Here is a 16,284-nt window from a genome sequence, read left to right on the forward strand (position 1 = left end):
GGTCCATGAGCCACTCCGGCGATGCCTTCTCCCGCCGCAATTTCCTCGGCGCCTCGGCCGTCGCGTGGTTGCCGATCGGCGCGCTGCTCCCGGGCGAAGGCGCGGGCGACCCGCCACCCGCGTTCCCGGCGGGCGTCGACCTGTACCGGCAGTCCTACCGGAATTGGGCGGGCGAGATCCACACCGACGACCTGTGGACGTGCGCGCCGCGAACCCCGGAAGACGTCGTGCTGCTCGCGAACTGGGCGCACGGCCAGGGCTTCACCTTGCGGCCGAGGGGTTTCCGGCACGGGTGGTCGCCGCTGACCGTCACCGCGGGCACCACCGGCGCGGACCGGGTCGTGCTCGTCGACACCACCCGGCACCTCACGGCCATGACGTCGCTGCCGGGCGCGGTGCGGACGCAGACCGGCGCGTCGATGGACGACCTGCTGGCGTTCCTGGAGGACGCGGACCTCGGCGTGACCAACACGCCCGCGCCGGGCGACCTGACCGTCGGCGGCGTGCTCGCGATCAACGGCCACGGCACGTCCGTCCCGGCCGTCGGCGAGACCCGGCCGCCGGGCCACACCTACGGCTCGCTCAGCAACCTGATCATCTCGTTGACCGCCGTCGTCTGGGACGGCGCCGCGTACCGGTTGCGCACGTTCCAGCGCGACGAGCCCGAGTGCGCCGCGCTGCTGACCCACGTGGGCCGCGCCTTCCTGACCGAGGTCACCCTCCGCGTGGGCGCGAACCAGAACCTGCGCTGCGTCAGCCGGGTCGACATCCCCGTGAGCGAGCTGTTCGCGCCGCCGGGCAGCGGCGCGACCCGCACGTTCGCGAGCTTCCTCGACCAGGCCGGGCGGGTCGAGGCGATCTGGTTCGCCTTCACCGACCGCCCGTGGCTCAAGACGTGGAGCGTCGCCCCGACCAAGCCGCTCACCTCGCGCCACGTCGTCACGCCGTACAACTACGTGTTCTCCGACAACGTGCCCAAGCCCGTCTCCGACCTCGCCGACCTGCTCATCACCGGCGCGTGGGCGCTCACCCCGACGTTCGGCCAGTTGCAGTACACCACCGCGGCCACCGGGCTGACCGCCACGCTCACCTCGGACCTGTGGGGCGCGTCGAAGAACCTGCTGCTCTACGTCAAGCCGACCACCCTGCGCGAGACCGCCAACGGGTACGCGGTGCTGACCAGCCGGGCCGAGGTGCAGCGCGTGGTGAGCGACTTCGCCGCGTTCTACCAGGACCTCCTGGCGTCCTACCAGAGCCGCGGCCTGTTCCCGGTCACCGGCCAGGTGGAGATCCGCGTCGGCGGCCTGGACGACCCGGCGCACGTGGGCGTGGCGGGCGCGCGGAAGCCGGCGCTGTCGGCGGTGCGGCCACGCGCGGACCACCCCGAGTGGGACGTCGCGGTGTGGTTCGACGTGCTGACGTTCCCGACCGCCCCCGGCGCGGCGGCGTTCTACCGGGAGCTGGAGCAGTTCTTCTTCACCCACTACACGGGCGCGTACGCGGCCACCCGCGCCGAGTGGTCCAAGGGCTGGGCCTACACGGACCAGGCGGCGTGGGCCGACCACACCGTGCTCACGTCCACCGTGCCGGACAGCTACCGGCAAGGCCCGGACCCGAGCTGGGACGCGGCGCTGGCCGCGCTCGACGCCCACGACCCGCACCGGGTGTTCAGCAACCCGTTCCTGGACGTGCTGCTGCCGTGAGGTGGTCGAGCGGGCCGCGGCCCGCCGCGCGCACCCTCACCGCAGTTCCTTCATCACGGCGGTCAGGCCGGGCCGGCGGAGCTGACCCGGACCGGTCCAGGCGTGGACCACGTCGGCGGCCTTGACGACGCGCGTCCGGTCGAGTCGGACCCAGTAGTCGTCGACCCAGGTCTTCACCTTGACGGCCCGCGCGTCGCCCGCCGGCGCGGTGTGGACGAGCGGGGCGACCATCACGGCGTCCGCGCCGTCGTGGGTCAGCTCGACCCGGAGGACGACGACCCGCTCGTGGTCGTGCTTCATGATCATTCCGACGTGCTTCGCGGCCATCCGGCGAACCTCCGAGTGAAGGGGGAGCTCGCACCGTAGGCACTACGCGGCGTGGTCGGCGACATCCGAACGGACCAACTCGTCACCGTTCGGACGTCAGAGGAAGTGGTCGAGGGTCACCGGCAGGTCGCGGACGCGGACGCCGGTCGCGTGGTGCGCCGCGTTGACGATGGCGGCGGCGGTGCCGACGATGCCGATCTCACCGACGCCCTTGGTGCCCATGGGGTTCGTGTGCGGGTCGTGCTCCTCGACCCAATGCGCCTGCACGCGCGGCACGTCGGCGTTGGTGGCGATGTGGTACTCGGCGAAGTCGTGGTTGACCACGTGCCCGAACCGCTCGTCCGGCACGCCGTGCTCGTGCAGCGCCATGGACAGGCCCATGGTCATGCCGCCGACGAGCTGCGACCTGGCCAGGCGCGGGTTGACCACCCGGCCGACCGCGAACACGCCCAGCAGCCGGGGCACCCGCACCTCGCCGGTGTCGACGTGCACCCGCACCTCGGCGAACTGCGCCCCGAACGCGTGCATCGCGTGCGTGTCGGCCGCGTCGTCCTCGGGCATCTCCGCGCCGGCCTCGGCGCCCTCGGCCGGGTGGTCGCCGAACTCCCGGCGGAACGCCTCGGCCGCCGCGACGACGGTCGAGCCCCACGACGTGACGCCGGACGAGCCGCCCGCCACCGACGCCCTGGGCAAGGCCGTGTCGCCGATCCGCAGCTCCACGTCGGCGAAGTCCACGCCCAGCGCGTCGGCCGCGACCTGCGCGAGCGACGTCCACGTGCCGGTGCCGATGTCGGCCGCGCCGATCCGGACCAGGTAGCGCCCCGGGCCCGTGCAGCGGATCGTGGCGGCCGAACCCGGCGTCCGGTTCACCGGGTAGGTCGACGCCGCCACCCCCGTGCCGACCAGCCAGCCCGACTCGACGAGGGCGCGCGGCGCCGGCGCGCGGTGCTCCCAGCCGAACCGGCGGGCGCCCTCGCGCAGGCACGCGACCAGGTTGCGGCTGGAGAACGGCTTGCCCGACTCCGGTTCCACGTCCGGCTCGTTGCGGACGCGGAACTCCACCGGGTCGACGCCGCACGCGTTCGCCAGCTCGTCCACCGCCACCTCGGGCCCGAACATGCCGGGGCACTCGCCGGGCGCGCGCATCCACGACGGCACCGGGACGTCCAGCGCGGCCACCCGGTGGGTGGTGCGGCGGTTCGGCGCGGCGTACATCGTGCGGCTGGGCACGGCGGTCTGCTCGGCGAACTCCTTGATCCGGGAGGTCTGGGAGACGGCGTCGACCGCGATGGCGGCCAGCCGCCCGGCCGCGTCGCACCCCAGCCTGACCCGCTGGACGGTGGGCGTGCGGTAGCCGACGAGTGAGAACATCTGCGGCCGGGTGAGCGCGAGCTTGACCGGCGTGCCCGGCACCGCCATCGCGGCCATCGCGGCGATCACCGAGTGGACGTGCGGCGTGCCCTTGGACCCGAAGCCGCCGCCGACGTGCGGCGCGATCACGTGCACCCGTCCCGGTTCGAGCCCGAAGACCTCCGCCGTCGACTCGCGCGTGGTGTGCACGCCCTGCGTGGAGTCGTACAGGACGAGGTCGCCGTCCAGCCACAGGGCGGTGGTGGTGTGCGGTTCCATCGGGTTGTTGACGTACCAGGCCGTGGTGTAGGTCTGGTCGAGGGTGAACGGCGAGTGGGCCAGGGCCGTCGCGACGTCGCCCCGCGCGGTGTCGGTCTCCGCGCCGGCGTTCACCTTCTCCGGCGCGTACAGGTCGTCGCGGTCGGCGCTCAGGCGCACGTCGTGCGGCTGCTCGTCGATCCGGACGCGGACGAGCGCGGCCGCCTCGCGGGCGATCTCCCGGGTCCGCGCGATCACCGCCGCGACGACCTGGCCGCGGAACGCCACCTCGTGCGACTGGAGCGCCGCCAGCTCCCGGTCCCGCGCGGACGCCAGGCGCGGCGCGTTGTCCGGTGTCAGCACCGCCAGCACGCCGGCCAGCGCCTCGGCCGCGTCGACGTCCACGCCGGTCAGCACACCGCGAGCCGCGTCGGCCTGCACCAGGTGCAGGTGGGCGGGGTCCACCACGTGCTGGTCGCCCGCGTACCGCGCGGTGCCGGCGACCTTGGCCGGCCCGTCGACGCGCCGGGGCGACCGGCCGAGCACGCGGGGCCGCCGCGGGTCCGTCATCGTCGCCCCCGGCTCAGCTCGCGCAACGCGGACACCACGAGGTTGCGGGTCAGCGGGACCTTGAAACCGTTGCCCGGCAGCGGCGCCGCCCCCGCGAGCTCCGCGTCGGCCGCCCGCCGGAACACCTCCTCGTCGGCCGGTGAGCCGACCAGCACGTCCTCGGCCCGCCGGGCCCGCCACGGCTTGTGCGCGACGCCGCCGAGCGCGATCCGCGCGTCGCGCACCACGCCGTCCTCGACCCGCAGCACGGCCGCGACGGACACCAGCGCGAACGCGAACGACGCCCGGTCGCGCACCTTCCGGTACGACGACCGCGTGCCCGGCGGCAACGGCGGCAGGTCCACCGACGTGATCAGGTCCGACGGCGCCAGCACGGTGTCGCGGTGCGGCTCGTCGCCGGGCAGCCGGTGCAGCTCGACCAGCGGGACGACCCGCCGCCCCGCCATGCCGAGCACGCCCACCTGCGCGTCGAGCGCCGCCATCGCCACCGCCATGTCCGAGGGGTGCGTGGCCACGCAGTGCGCGGACGCGCCCAGGATGGCGTGGTGCCGCGTGTGCCCGCCGATCGCCGAACACCCCGTGCCCGGTTCGCGCTTGTCGCACGGCGTGGTGAGGTCCTGGAAGTACGCGCACCGGGTGCGCTGGAGCAGGTTCCCGCCGGTCGTGGCAAGGTTCCGGATCTGCCCGGACGCGCCCGACAGCAGAGCGCGCGCCAGCACCGGGTAGTCCCGTCGCACCACGGGGTGCGCGGCCAGGTCGGCGTTGCGCACGGTCGCGCCGATCCGCAGCCCGCCGTCCGGCAGCTCGTCCACGGTGTCCAGCGGCAGCCGGCTGATGTCGACGAGGACGTCGGGCGCGGCGAGCCCGAGCTTCATGTGGTCGACCAGGTTGGTCCCGCCGGCGAGGAACGCGACACCCGCCCACCCGCTCGCGGCGGCGACGGCGCCCTCGGCGTCGGGCGCGCGCCGGTAGTCGAACGGCATCACCGCGCACCGTCCCGCACCGCGTCCACGATGGCGACGTACGCGCCGCAGCGGCACAGGTTGCCGCTCATCCGCTCGCGGATCTCGTCGTCGGTCAGCTCCACGGGCCCCGCCAGGTCGTCCGTGACCACGCTCGGGTGACCGGCGGCCACCTCGTCCAGCACCCCGATCGCCGAGCACACCTGCCCCGGCGTGCAGAAGCCGCACTGGAGGGCGTCCCGCTCGACGAACGCCTCCTGCACCGGGTGCAGCCGCCCGCCCTCCGCGAGGCCTTCGGCCGTGGTGACCTCCGCCCCGTCGTGCGCCACCGCGAACGTCAGGCACGTGATCGCGCGCCGCCCGTCCAGCAGCACGGTGCACGCGCCGCACTGACCGTGGTCGCAGCCCTTCTTCGGCGCCTTCGCCCCGACACCGTCGCGCAACGCGTCCAGCAGCGTGGTCCTGGTGTCCACGCGCAACCGCCTGCGCCGACCGTCCACGCGCAGTTCGACCTCACCGTCCACGGCCCGGCTCCTCCGACTCGGCGTCCCCTTGGGCTTCCCGGGTCCGGGCCCGCCAACCGGACATCCGCCGAACGGTTCAGGCCTCCGATGTATGTCGAGCTGTCAGGCCCGGTTCGGGCGTTTGCGCCGCGAGGGGTACCGACACTTCGGACGTCTTGTTATCTTCGCCGCCGAAGACCGAGGAGGACGCGGTGGCAGCCGAGGTGGACCAGCGGACGCTCGCGCTCTGGTACGACGAGCCCGCCACCGACTGGGAGACCGAGTCGCTGCCCATCGGCAACGGCGCCCTCGGCGGCGGCGTGTTCGGCGCCGTGGCCGAGGAGCGGATCCAGCTCAACGAGAAGACCCTGTGGACCGGTGGACCAGGCTCGGCGGAGGGCTACGACTTCGGCAACCCGCCCGGCCCGCGACCGGGCGCGGTGCGCGAGGTCCAGGAGCTGGTCGAGCGTGACCACCGGGTCGCGCCGGGGACCGTCGCGGCGGTGCTGGGCCGGCCGCGGCGCGGGTTCGGCGCGTACCAGCCGTTCGGCGAGCTCGTCCTGGCCCTCACCGACCCGCCCGCCGGGGTCACCGGGTACCGGCGTGACCTCGACCTGTCCCGCGCGGTCGCGTCGGTGTCCTACGAGGCCGACGGCGTGCGGCACACCCGGGAGTACTTCGCCAGCGCGGCCGACGGCGTGCTCGTGGCCCGGCTCCGCGCCGACCGGCCCGGCCGGATCGGGTTCACCGCCTCGATCACCGCGCCGGACAACCGGTCGCGGCGGTTCACCGCGGCCGGCGGCCGGGCCACCTTCACCGGCGCGCTGCACGACAACGGCCTGCGCTTCGAGTCGCAGCTCCAGCTGCTCAACGAGGGCGGCACGCGCACCGACAACGCCGACGGCTCGCTCACCGCGGCCGACGCCGACAGCGTGGTGCTGGTGTTCGCCGCCGGCACCGACTACGCCGGGCACCACCCGACGTACCGCGGCCCGGACCCGCACGACCGCGTCCAGCGGACCGTCGACGCCGCGTCGGCGAAGGGGTGGGACCGGCTCCTCGACGCCCACCTGCGCGACTACCGCGCGTTGTTCGACCGGGTGCGCCTGGACCTCGGCCGGGCGCCGCTCGACGTGCCGACCGACGAGCTGCTGCGCGGTTACGCCACCGCGCCCGCGCCGGCCCGGCGCGCGCTGGAAGCCCTCTACTTCCAGTACGGCCGCTACCTGCTGATCGCCTCGTCCCGGCCCGGCTCGCTGCCCGCGAACCTGCAAGGGGTGTGGAACGACTCGGTGGCGCCGCCGTGGAGCGGCGACTACCACGTGAACATCAACCTGCAGATGAACTACTGGCCGGCCGAGACGACGAACCTCGCCGAGACCACCGGACCGCTGTTCGACTTCGTGGACGGGCTGCGCGAACCGGGCGCGGTCACGGCCCGGCAGACCCACGGGGCCCGCGGCTGGGTCGTCCACAACGAGACCAACCCGTTCGGCTTCACCGGCGTGCACGACTGGCCCACCGCGTTCTGGTTCCCCGAAGCGGGCGCGTGGCTGGCGCGGCACTACCACGAGCACTACCTGTTCACCGGGGACCGCGGGTTCCTGCGCGAGCGCGCCTACCCCGTGCTGAAGGGGCTCGCGCGGTTCTGGCTCGACGCGCTGAGGGTGGACCCGCGCGACGGCCGGCTCGTCGTCACGCCGAGCTACTCGCCCGAGCACGGCGACTTCTCCGCGGGCGCGGCGATGTCGCAGCAGATCGTCCGGCAGCTGTTCGCCGACGTCGTCCGCGCCGCCGACGACGTGGGCGACACCGCGTTCGGGGCCGAGGTCCGCCGGGCGCTGGACCGCCTCGACCCCGGCACGCGCATCGGCTCGTGGGGCCAGCTGCGGGAGTGGAAGGAGGACTGGGACGACCCCGCCGACACCCACCGGCACGTGTCGCACCTGTTCGCGTTGTTCCCCGGCGACGGCATCAGCCCGTCGGGGACACCGGAACTCGCCGCCGCCGCGCGGACCTCGCTGACCGCGCGCGGCGACGGCGGCACCGGGTGGAGCAAGGCCTGGAAGATCAACTTCTGGGCGCGGCTCCACGACGGCGACCACGCGCACCGGATGCTGGCCGAGCAGCTGACCGGCAGCACCACCGCGAACCTCTGGGACACGCACCCGCCGTTCCAGGTCGACGGCAACTTCGGCGCGACGGCCGGCGTGGCGGAGATGTTGTTGCAGAGCCACGACGGCGTGGTGCACGTGCTGCCGGCGCTGCCGGAGGAGTGGCGCGACGGCTCCTGCACCGGCCTGCGGGCCCGCGGCGACGTCACGGTCGACGTGCGGTGGTCCGACGGCCGGGCGCGGGAGATCGCGCTGACCACCGGCCAGGACGGACCCGTCACCGCGCGCAGCACCCTGTTCGGCGGCGGCGGCCGGCTCGTGGACGCTCGGACCGGCCAGGGGGTGGCGGCGCGGATCGACGGCGAGTCGCTCACCTTCACCGCTCGCGCCGGGCGCCGCTACGTGGCCACCGCCGGGTGAGGAGTCGCCGCCGGATCGGTCGACCAGCCCGAGCAGCGGCACAGGCCGACGACGGCACGGCCGGCGCCAGGCGCCCGGCCCACCGGCTTCGCGCGGGTCCTCCTGCGGGGTGCGACCGGACGAGGCGGTCCCGTGCCCGACGGCCGGGCACGGGACCGCTCACCCGTTCACGTGGTCGTGCCGACGCCTCAGCCGATGCGGAAGCTCGGGTGGGGCGGCTGGTTGTAGGCGGTGTTCTGCCAGGCCACGGCGACCCGGTACTGCCGGTCCTGCATCAGCGACGGGCGCGAGATGCTCGTGGTGTCCGTGGTGGCGTAGATGCGCAGCTTCGTGTTGTCCGACGTGCGCCAGATGACCTCCTCGCGCCAGTCGCCGAGGATGTCGGCCGACAGCGCGGGGGTGGACTTGGTGCCGTTGTTGGACGCCACCCCGGACCCGGTCAGCAGCCGCGTGTCGCCGCTCGTGCCGTACTTGTCGATGTGGGTGCCGTCGAGCAGCTCGCGCTGCGCGTCGCCGTCCCACCAGATCACGAAGTTCGCCGACGACGGGATGCGGCCCACGCTGTTGCCCGAGGCGTTGAGCAGGTTCGACGGCGCGCCACCGCCGGTCGCCCAGAACTCCGCGCCCGCGTTGCCCGCGTAGATGTCCGCGGCCACACCGCGACCCGGGCCCTCCGCGCCGGTGTTGTTCGGCTTCGAGAAGATGATCGCGCCGGTCCGCGCGTCGTGCAGCTCGAACCCGGTGCCGCCGCTCTCGTGGATGTCGAACACCTCCAGCCCCGCCCGGCCGGGCACGAAGTCGCTCACGTGCAGCGCGTCGCCGTGCCCGAGCCGCGTGGTGTAGAGGCCGGCGCCGTTGTCGTCCACGGTCATCGCGCCGTAGATGATCTCGTCACGGCCGTCCGCGTCGACGTCGGCGACGGACAGGTTGTGGTTGCCCTGGCCCGCCCACGCCGAGCCGTTGGTGGAGCTGTTGCTGTCGAACGTCCACCGCCGGGTGAGCTGGCCGTTGCGCCAGTCCCACGCGGAGATCACGGACCGGGTGTAGTAGCCGCGCGCCATGATGATGCTCGGCCGCGAGCCGTCCACGTACGCCGTGCCCGCGAGGAACCGGTCCACCCGGTTGCCGTAGGAGTCGCCCCACGAGGAGACCGTCCCGCGCGGCGGCACGTAGTCCGCGGTGGCGAGCACCGCGCCGTCGCTGCCCCGGAACACCGTCAGGAACTCCGGCCCGGCCAGGACGTACCCCGACGAGTTGCGGTGGTCGGCGCCGGAGTCGCCGATGACCTGGCCGGTGCCCGAACGGGTGCCGTCGGCGGTCTTCATGACCACCTCGGCCCGGCCGTCGCCGTCGTAGTCGAACACCTGGAACTGCGTGTAGTGCGCGCCGGCGCGGATGTTGCGGCCCAGGTCGATGCGCCACAGCCGGGTGCCGTCCAGCCGGTAGGCGTCGACGAAGACGTTGCCCGTGTAGCCGGACTGCGAGTTGTCCTTGGCGTTGGTCGGGTCCCACTTCAGCACGATCTCGTACTGGCCGTCGCCGTCGAGGTCGCCGACACTGGCGTCGTTGGCGGTGTAGGTGTAGTTCTCGCCGGACGGCGTCCGCCCGCCCGCCGGGATCTGCAACGGCACGTCACGCGTGCTCGCCGCGATGCCGACGTCGTCCGTCGTCGCGGTGAACCGCAGCGACGGGTCGGCGTCCGCCGCGGAGACCTGCTCGACGCCGCCCACGACCGGCCGGACGACGTAGTCGGCGTTCGCCGGCGCACCCTGGTCGACGTGGTTGGACGACCCCGAGATCGGGGCCGCGTTCACCTTCACGCCGTCGCGGTAGAGGTTGTAGGCGGTGCCCGGCGCGTCGCTCGCCAGCACCCGCCAACTGATGTAGTTCCCGGTGCCGGTGTGGACGCTGACGACACCCCGGTTCAGGCGTTCGCCCTGCTGGGTCCCCGCGCCCGGGGCCGATGTCGCGGCCGGGGCGGTCACCGCGGCCGACGTCGACACCGACGCCGCCACGAGGACGGCCGCGGCCAGTCCGCGACCGATGGTCTTTGCGCGCACGCTACCTCCACATGTGCGATAACTCCGTTGTTATGGCGTGGAAAGGACACGCGGTGACCGAACCGGTCGACCACGTGCGGCGGCGACGATCTCACGATCGGCCGCGACGCTGCGTAGCGGCCTGGATGGGGACCGTACACAGGCCACCGGGCTCGCGCAACGGTCTGAAACGTATCAGCGCATCGGTGACCGGCCCGACTGCTGTGGCGCGTCCTAGCTGAGGAATCCTTACCTTGACGCACCCTCACGACCTGGCTAGCTTGAGCGACAGCGAATGAAACGGTTCACAGCCGTCGGTGGGCCTTGGGGATTCATCGCGCCGAAGACCACGCCCGCCACCGTCAGCCCGGCGGCGACCGCGATGGCCGTGCGGAAGCCGTCGGTGAACGAGTCCGCCGTGGCGTAGGTGCCCGACGCGCTGAAAGCGGCGGACAGGGTGGCGATGCCGAACGCCGCGCCCAGCTGCCGCATGGTGCCGAACGCGCCGGACGCCTTGCCGATGTCGCCGGGCGCGCCGGTGCTGACCACCGCCTTGGTCACCGCCGGGATGGCCGGCGCGAAGCCGATGCCGCCCAACGTCATGGGGCCGACCAGCGACAGGTACGGGGCATCGCCGGTCGACACGAGCGCCAACCACGCCAAACCGACCGAGTACGACGTCAGACCGGCCATGACGAGCGGCCGTTCGCCGAGCCGGTCGGCGAGGGCGCCGGCGCGGGGCGCGGGGCGCGGGGCGCGGGGCGCGATCAGGAACGGCGCCAACCCCCACGGCAGCAGGCGCAGGCCCGCCTCCAGCGGGTCGTGGCCGAGCGCGACCTGGAGGTACTGGGCGATGAAGAAGATCGCACCGGTCAGCGAGCCGTTGAGGAGGAAGATCACGGCGTTGCCCGCGGCGAACGCCCGCGACCGGAACAGGCGCACGGGCGGCATCGGCGTGGCCGCACGCGTCTGCCGCAGCACGAAGAGCCCGGTGAGGACCACGCCGCCGACGAGCGCGCCGACGACCTCGGCGCTGCCCCAGCCCGCGGCCTCGGCGCGCACCAGCCCTCAGACCAGGCCGACCGCGGCCCCGCTGGACAGCAGCAGGCCGGGTGGGTCGGTCGCGGCGCCCGCGCCGAAGCTCTCCTTGACGCGGGCCGGCACCAGCGGCATCGCCACGAGGCCGATCGGCACGTTGAGCCAGAAGATCCACTCCCAGCTGAGGGCATGGGTGAGCACCCCGCCGATGACCGGGCCGAGCAGCGCCGCCAAGCCCGTGACGCCGCCGTGGACGCCGAGCGCCCAGCCGCGGCGGTGCGGCGGGAACGTGGCGTTGAGCAGGCCGAGCGCGAGCGGCATGACGACGGCCGCGCCGACGCCTTGAACGGTCCGCGCGGCGATCAGCGCGCCGGCCGACGGCGCCACCGCGCCCGCGGCCGAGGCCGGCGAGAACAGCGCCGGCCCGCCCGCGAACAGCCGCCGGCGGCCGAACCGGTCGCCCAGCGCCGCGCCGGTCATCAGCAGGACGGCGAAGCTCAGCGTGTAGGCGTTGACGGTCCACTCCAGGTCCGCCAGGGACGCGCCCAGGTCGCGCTGGATCGCGGTCGGTGCGGTGGCGACGGCCAGCAGGTCGAGCACCACCACGAAGGAGCCGACGGACGCCAGCACCAGCACCCACCGCTGCCCCGCGCTCACGGCCGGTCCTCTGCCACTGACCGCTCCTGTCGGACGGCGCGGCACCCCGCCACCGAGCATGCCGCCCGACCACCCGGGACGTCTTCTTCCCCGGTGCCGTCGTCGGCCCTACCCGGCCGTCCCGGTCCAGGTGACCGGCAGCTCGTGCACGCCGTAGATGTTCATGTCGGACTTGAGCCTCACCTCGTCGGCGGGGACGGCGAGCGCCAGCGTCGGGAAGCGGCGCAGCAGGCCCTCGAAACCGGCCCGCATCTCGATGCGGGCCAGCTGCTGCCCGAGGCACTGGTGGATGCCGTGGCCGAAGGACAGGTGGCCGCGCGCCTGGCGGCGGACGTCCAGCGCGCCGGCGTCCTCGAAGCGCAGCGGGTCGTGGTTGGCGGCCAGCAGCGACACGACCACGGTCGAGCCCTTGGTGATCGTCTCCCCGCCCAGCTCGACGTCCTCCGTCGCGTAGCGGTAGAAGATGTCGGCCACCGACAGGTAGCGCATCAGCTCCTCGACGGCGCCGGGCAGCAGCTCCGGGTCCTCGCGCAGGGCGGCCAGCTGCCCGGGGTGCTCCAGCAGCGCGAACGTGCCCAGCGACAGCATGTTGGCGGTGGTCTCGTGGCCCGCCAGCAGCAGCAGGAACGCGATGCCGGTCAGCTCCTCGACGGAGAGGTCGTCGTGGCGGGCCAGGTCGGACAGCAGGTCCTCGGCGGGCTCGGCCCGCTTGCGCGTGACCAGCTCGGCGAGGAACGCGTTCATCGCGCCGAACGCGGCCATCTTCTCCTCCAGCGCGATGTCGCGCTCCAGGAACCTGGCCGAGTCGACCTGGAAGTTCTCCCGGTCCTCGTAGGGCACGCCGAGCAGCTCGCAGATCACCAGCGACGGCACCGGCAGCGCGAACGCCTTGACCAGGTCGACCGGTGGGGCGAGGCGCGCCAGCTCGTCCAGCTGCCGCTCCACGATGTCGGCGATGTGCTCTTCGAGCTGCTTCATGCGCTTCACGGTGAAAGCGCCGGTGAGCATCCGCCGCAACCGGGTGTGGTCCGGCGGGTCCATGCTGATGAACAGGCCGGGCATCTGCGGCGACGGCTCGGTCGGCGCGGGCATGCCGGGCGTCTCGTACGGCACGTGGACGACGCCGAGGTCCTGGCGGGAGCTGAACCGGGTGTCGGCCATGAGCCGGCGGACCGCGTCGTAACCGGTGACGAGCCAACCCTCGTGACCGTCGGGGAACAGCATCGGGCTGACCGGGCGGGCCTCGCGCAGCTCGGTGATCCGGCTGGGCGGGTCGAAGGGGCCCGCGTCGCGCTCCATGGGCAGACCGTGCGGGACGGGAACCGTCCGACTCATCGGGGTGTCCTCTCGTGGTGGCTGTTGCGACCACGATCACCGGGCGGCCGGACACCGCGCTGACACCGGCCTGACACGGCCCTGACACCGCGCCTAGGTGGTCGAGGCCCACTGCGAGAGGGCGACGAGGAACACCGCGAAGACCACGAGGACGGTCACGAAGCCGAGGGTGCCCGCCAGCACCAACCCGGTGCCGACCGAGTTCCACGGAGGCCGGAGGAACTTGACCGCGCACCCGAGCACGGTCGAGCCGACCGCGACCCCGATGAACGCGTACGCGTACTCGCCGCCGTGCCAGCCCTCGTCCGCGAAGTACTCCGCCCGGAACGCCGCCAGCACCGCGAGCTGCGCCGCGAACGGCACCAGGAAACCCGCGAACGCCACCGCGGGCCGCTTCCGCCGCTCGACCTCGATCACGCGCCCAGTCTCGCCGACCGCCCGGCGCCGCGCATGAGTACGACTACGCAGCCCGGCGGCCCGGAGCGGGGTGCTCCGGGCCGCCGGGGGTGGCGAACGGTCAGGAGAGGGTGCCCGTGACCGACGTGCCGGACTTGGTGACGTAGTAGGTCACCGTGGCGCCGCTCCAGTAGTGGAACGTCAGCGTGACCCGCGAGCCGTCCGTGACCTCGGCGAAGAACTCGGGCTTCAACGTCGTGGCGCCCGCCGCGTAGTCGGGCGCGAACGCGACGTCGAACTCCTTGTACGAGGTCCAGTTGTGCGGGCCGGCGTTGCTGCCGTCCGCGTACTTGGCCTCCATCGTGGCCAGCTGGTCGCCGCGGAACTGGGTCGGGATGGCGAACGCGCTCGTCGTCCCGGTCGCGTTCTGCAGCACCGGCTTGTCGTAGGTGACCAGGTTGATCCGCCACGGCACGCCCGCCGAGAACCGGGCCGACAGCGTCGCGTTCGTGCCGTACGCCCGCGATCCGCTCAGCCGGGTGATCGCCGACGCCGTGATGGTCAACTGGTCGCCGCTCACCGTGTAGTCCGTGCCGCGCACCAGGTCGGTGCTGCCCTGGCGCAACCCGACGAACGACGTGCCGTTCAGGTTGAGCGTCAGCGTCTTGGCGGTGATGGCCGAGGACTTGGCGCTGAACACCTGGTCCGACGACGCCGTGCCGGACCGGGTCGTCCAGCTCGACTTGATCTGCGCGATCAGCTCCGGGTCGCTCCACTGGTACGACGTGCGGCCGAAGTGCTGGCCGTTGTCCCACAGCATGGTGGTGATCTTCTTCGTCCGGGCGTAGTGGCCCAGGAACTCGAAGAACTTCAGCTTCTCGCCCTGCTGGATGGTGCCCGTGTGCCGGTCGAAGCCCAGCAGGCCGTACTCGCCCAGGATGACCGGGATGCCGCGCGCCACGAACGCGTTGGCCACGCGGTCGAACGAGTCGGTCAGGTCCTTCTGCACGGCCGCGTCGAACTTCGTGCCGCCCGCGACGTTCACGCTGAACGGCCAGTAGCCGTAGAAGTGGAACGTGGCGATGAGGTTCGGGTCGTTCAGGGTGTTGAACGTGGCCACCAGCTCGTCGACCCGCGCCTGCTCCGACGACGTGTGCAGGGTCGGCAGGACGAGCAGGCGGGTCGCGTTGTTGCCGCCGGAGCCGCGCACGATCCGGTGGAACGACGTGTTCAGCTCGTTGAGCAGCTGCGCGTTCTGCGCGTCACCCGAGCTGTTGGCGAACTGCGGCTCGTTGACGCTCTCCAGCATCAGCTTCGGCGAGGCGTCCCGGAACGCGGTCGCGATCTGCGTCCACGCCGCGTTGTAGCGGGCCAGCACGTTCGTGCGGTCCGTCGGCATGGCGTTGATCCACTGCCACGAGTCGTGGTGGATGTTGATCATGACGTAGAAGCCGTCCGCCAACGCCCAGCTCACGACCTCCTTCACCCGCGCCAGGTACGCCGCCTCGATGGTGTAGCTCGGCGCTCCGCCCTGGTGCGCGCTCCACGTCACCGGGATGCGGATGCTCTTGAAGCCCTGCGCGCGGACGTTGTCCAGCAGCGCCTCGGTGATGCGCGGGTTGCCCCACGACGTCTCGTCGGCGCCCGTGGCGTCCAGCGAGTTGCCCAGGTTCCAGCCCGGCTGCATCTCCGCGACCCGCGCCATGGCGTCACCCGCCGGCGGGTTCGTGGTCGTGGTCGTGGTGGTGGTGGTGGTGGTCGTCGTCGTGCTGGTGGTCGTCGTGGTGTCACCGGTGCAGGTGACGCCGTTGAGCGCGAACGACGACGGGTTCGTGTTCGTGCCCGTCCACGAGCCGTTGAAGCCGAACGACACCGAGCCGTTGGTCGGGATGGAGGCGTTGTAGCCGACGTTGGTCGCGGTGACCTGGCTGCCCGACGCCGTGACGGTGGCGCTCCACGCCTGGGTGACCGTCTGACCGGACGGGAACGCCCACGTCAGCCGCCACCCGTTGGTGATCGGGTCGCCCAGGTTGGTGATGCTGACGTTGCCGCTGAAGCCGCCCTGCCACTGGCTCGGCACCGAGTACACGACCCGGCAGCCCGCAGCCGCCTGGGCATCGGTCACCGCGACCACGCCCATGCCCGCGAGCAACGAGGCCATCCCGGTGGCCAGCAGGCCAACCCGCCAACGGATTTTTCTCAGCTTGTCTCGCATGTCGGCCATGACGCTCCTCGTGATCGCGTGCGGCAGCGGGAGGGGAGGGAACCGAACGCGCGCGAGCGGTGAACCGCCGCAGTGGGATATCCGGATGCGCCGGTCGCCGCCCGGCGCACCCGCGCGCCACGACCGCGGGGACCGGGCGCGGCGGCGTGTTCCAGCGCTGCCTCGCCATGATGTTGGCGGTAACGGATGGGTGACGCAAGGGTTTCGACGTTAATCGACTCCGGACCGGTCGCCACCAATTCGCAATCGCCGCCGCGAGTCGACATCATTCGACTCCGCCACCGCCCGCCGTTCGACGAATCCGTCGAACGAATTCGACATCCGACGCCCTCTCCCCACCACCCTCGCAGCGCCCCGGACCTCGATGATCATGAAGTGAACCTCACCG

The 16,284-nt window shown here is 72.8% G+C and carries 12 protein-coding genes; 2 read left to right on the forward strand and 10 right to left on the reverse strand.

Annotated features, from left to right (window positions below; all coding sequences use genetic code 11):
* Nucleotides 1-5: 5 nt before the first annotated feature.
* Nucleotides 6-1,703 (forward strand): cholesterol oxidase substrate-binding domain-containing protein, encoded by a 1,698-nt coding sequence (locus IOD16_RS12390; protein ID WP_201440158.1) that lies wholly within the window; start codon nt 6-8, stop codon nt 1,701-1,703.
* Between the two features lie 36 nt (nt 1,704-1,739).
* On the opposite strand, the gene IOD16_RS12395 is transcribed toward IOD16_RS12390, so the two are convergent.
* From IOD16_RS12395 to IOD16_RS12410, 4 genes are all read right to left on the reverse strand, one after another.
* Nucleotides 1,740-2,030 (reverse strand): hypothetical protein, encoded by a 291-nt coding sequence (locus IOD16_RS12395; protein WP_201440159.1) that lies wholly within the window; start codon nt 2,028-2,030, stop codon nt 1,740-1,742.
* A 96-nt stretch (nt 2,031-2,126) separates the two neighbouring features.
* On the reverse strand, nt 2,127-4,208 hold the full coding sequence (locus tag IOD16_RS12400) for a xanthine dehydrogenase family protein molybdopterin-binding subunit (RefSeq protein ID WP_201440160.1): 2,082 nt from the start codon (nt 4,206-4,208) through the stop codon (nt 2,127-2,129).
* Nucleotides 4,205-5,194, reverse strand: coding sequence for an FAD binding domain-containing protein (locus tag IOD16_RS12405; RefSeq protein WP_201440161.1), 990 nt, complete (start codon nt 5,192-5,194; stop codon nt 4,205-4,207). The genes IOD16_RS12400 and IOD16_RS12405 overlap by 4 nt, the downstream gene beginning before the upstream one ends.
* Nucleotides 5,191-5,694 carry a 2Fe-2S iron-sulfur cluster-binding protein gene (locus IOD16_RS12410; protein WP_201440162.1) on the reverse strand — a complete coding sequence of 168 codons (504 nt, stop codon included), beginning with the start codon at nt 5,692-5,694 and terminating at the stop codon, nt 5,191-5,193. The genes IOD16_RS12405 and IOD16_RS12410 overlap by 4 nt, the downstream gene beginning before the upstream one ends.
* Before the next feature lie 191 nt (nt 5,695-5,885).
* On the opposite strand from IOD16_RS12410, the gene IOD16_RS12415 reads away from it, so the two are divergent.
* A complete protein-coding gene (locus IOD16_RS12415) occupies nt 5,886-8,207 on the forward strand; it encodes a glycoside hydrolase family 95 protein (RefSeq protein WP_236594932.1) in 2,322 nt (773 codons plus the stop codon).
* 188 nt (nt 8,208-8,395) lie between these two features.
* On the opposite strand, the gene IOD16_RS12420 is transcribed toward IOD16_RS12415, so the two are convergent.
* The 6 genes from IOD16_RS12420 to IOD16_RS12445 form a co-directional block, all read right to left on the reverse strand.
* A complete protein-coding gene (locus IOD16_RS12420) occupies nt 8,396-10,267 on the reverse strand; it encodes a rhamnogalacturonan lyase (protein ID WP_236594933.1) in 1,872 nt (623 codons plus the stop codon).
* 255 nt (nt 10,268-10,522) lie between these two features.
* Nucleotides 10,523-11,308: an MFS transporter gene (locus IOD16_RS12425; RefSeq protein WP_201440163.1), complete on the reverse strand. Its 786-nt coding sequence runs from the start codon at nt 11,306-11,308 to the stop codon at nt 10,523-10,525.
* A 6-nt stretch (nt 11,309-11,314) separates the two neighbouring features.
* Nucleotides 11,315-11,941, reverse strand: coding sequence for an MFS transporter (locus IOD16_RS12430; protein ID WP_201440164.1), 627 nt, complete (start codon nt 11,939-11,941; stop codon nt 11,315-11,317).
* Nucleotides 11,942-12,049: 108 nt separating this feature from the next.
* Nucleotides 12,050-13,276 (reverse strand): cytochrome P450, encoded by a 1,227-nt coding sequence (locus tag IOD16_RS12435; protein WP_201440165.1) that lies wholly within the window; start codon nt 13,274-13,276, stop codon nt 12,050-12,052.
* A gap of 93 nt (nt 13,277-13,369) precedes the next feature.
* Entirely contained in the window at nt 13,370-13,693 is a 324-nt protein-coding gene (locus tag IOD16_RS12440; RefSeq protein ID WP_201440166.1) for a hypothetical protein, read from the reverse strand.
* Between the two features lie 100 nt (nt 13,694-13,793).
* Entirely contained in the window at nt 13,794-15,896 is a 2,103-nt protein-coding gene (locus IOD16_RS12445; protein ID WP_236594934.1) for a cellulase family glycosylhydrolase, read from the reverse strand.
* Nucleotides 15,897-16,284: the final 388 nt, after the last annotated feature.

Origin of the sequence: Saccharothrix sp. 6-C (assembly GCF_016695385.1) — a bacterium.
Lineage (GTDB): Bacteria > Actinomycetota > Actinomycetes > Mycobacteriales > Pseudonocardiaceae > Actinosynnema > Actinosynnema texasense.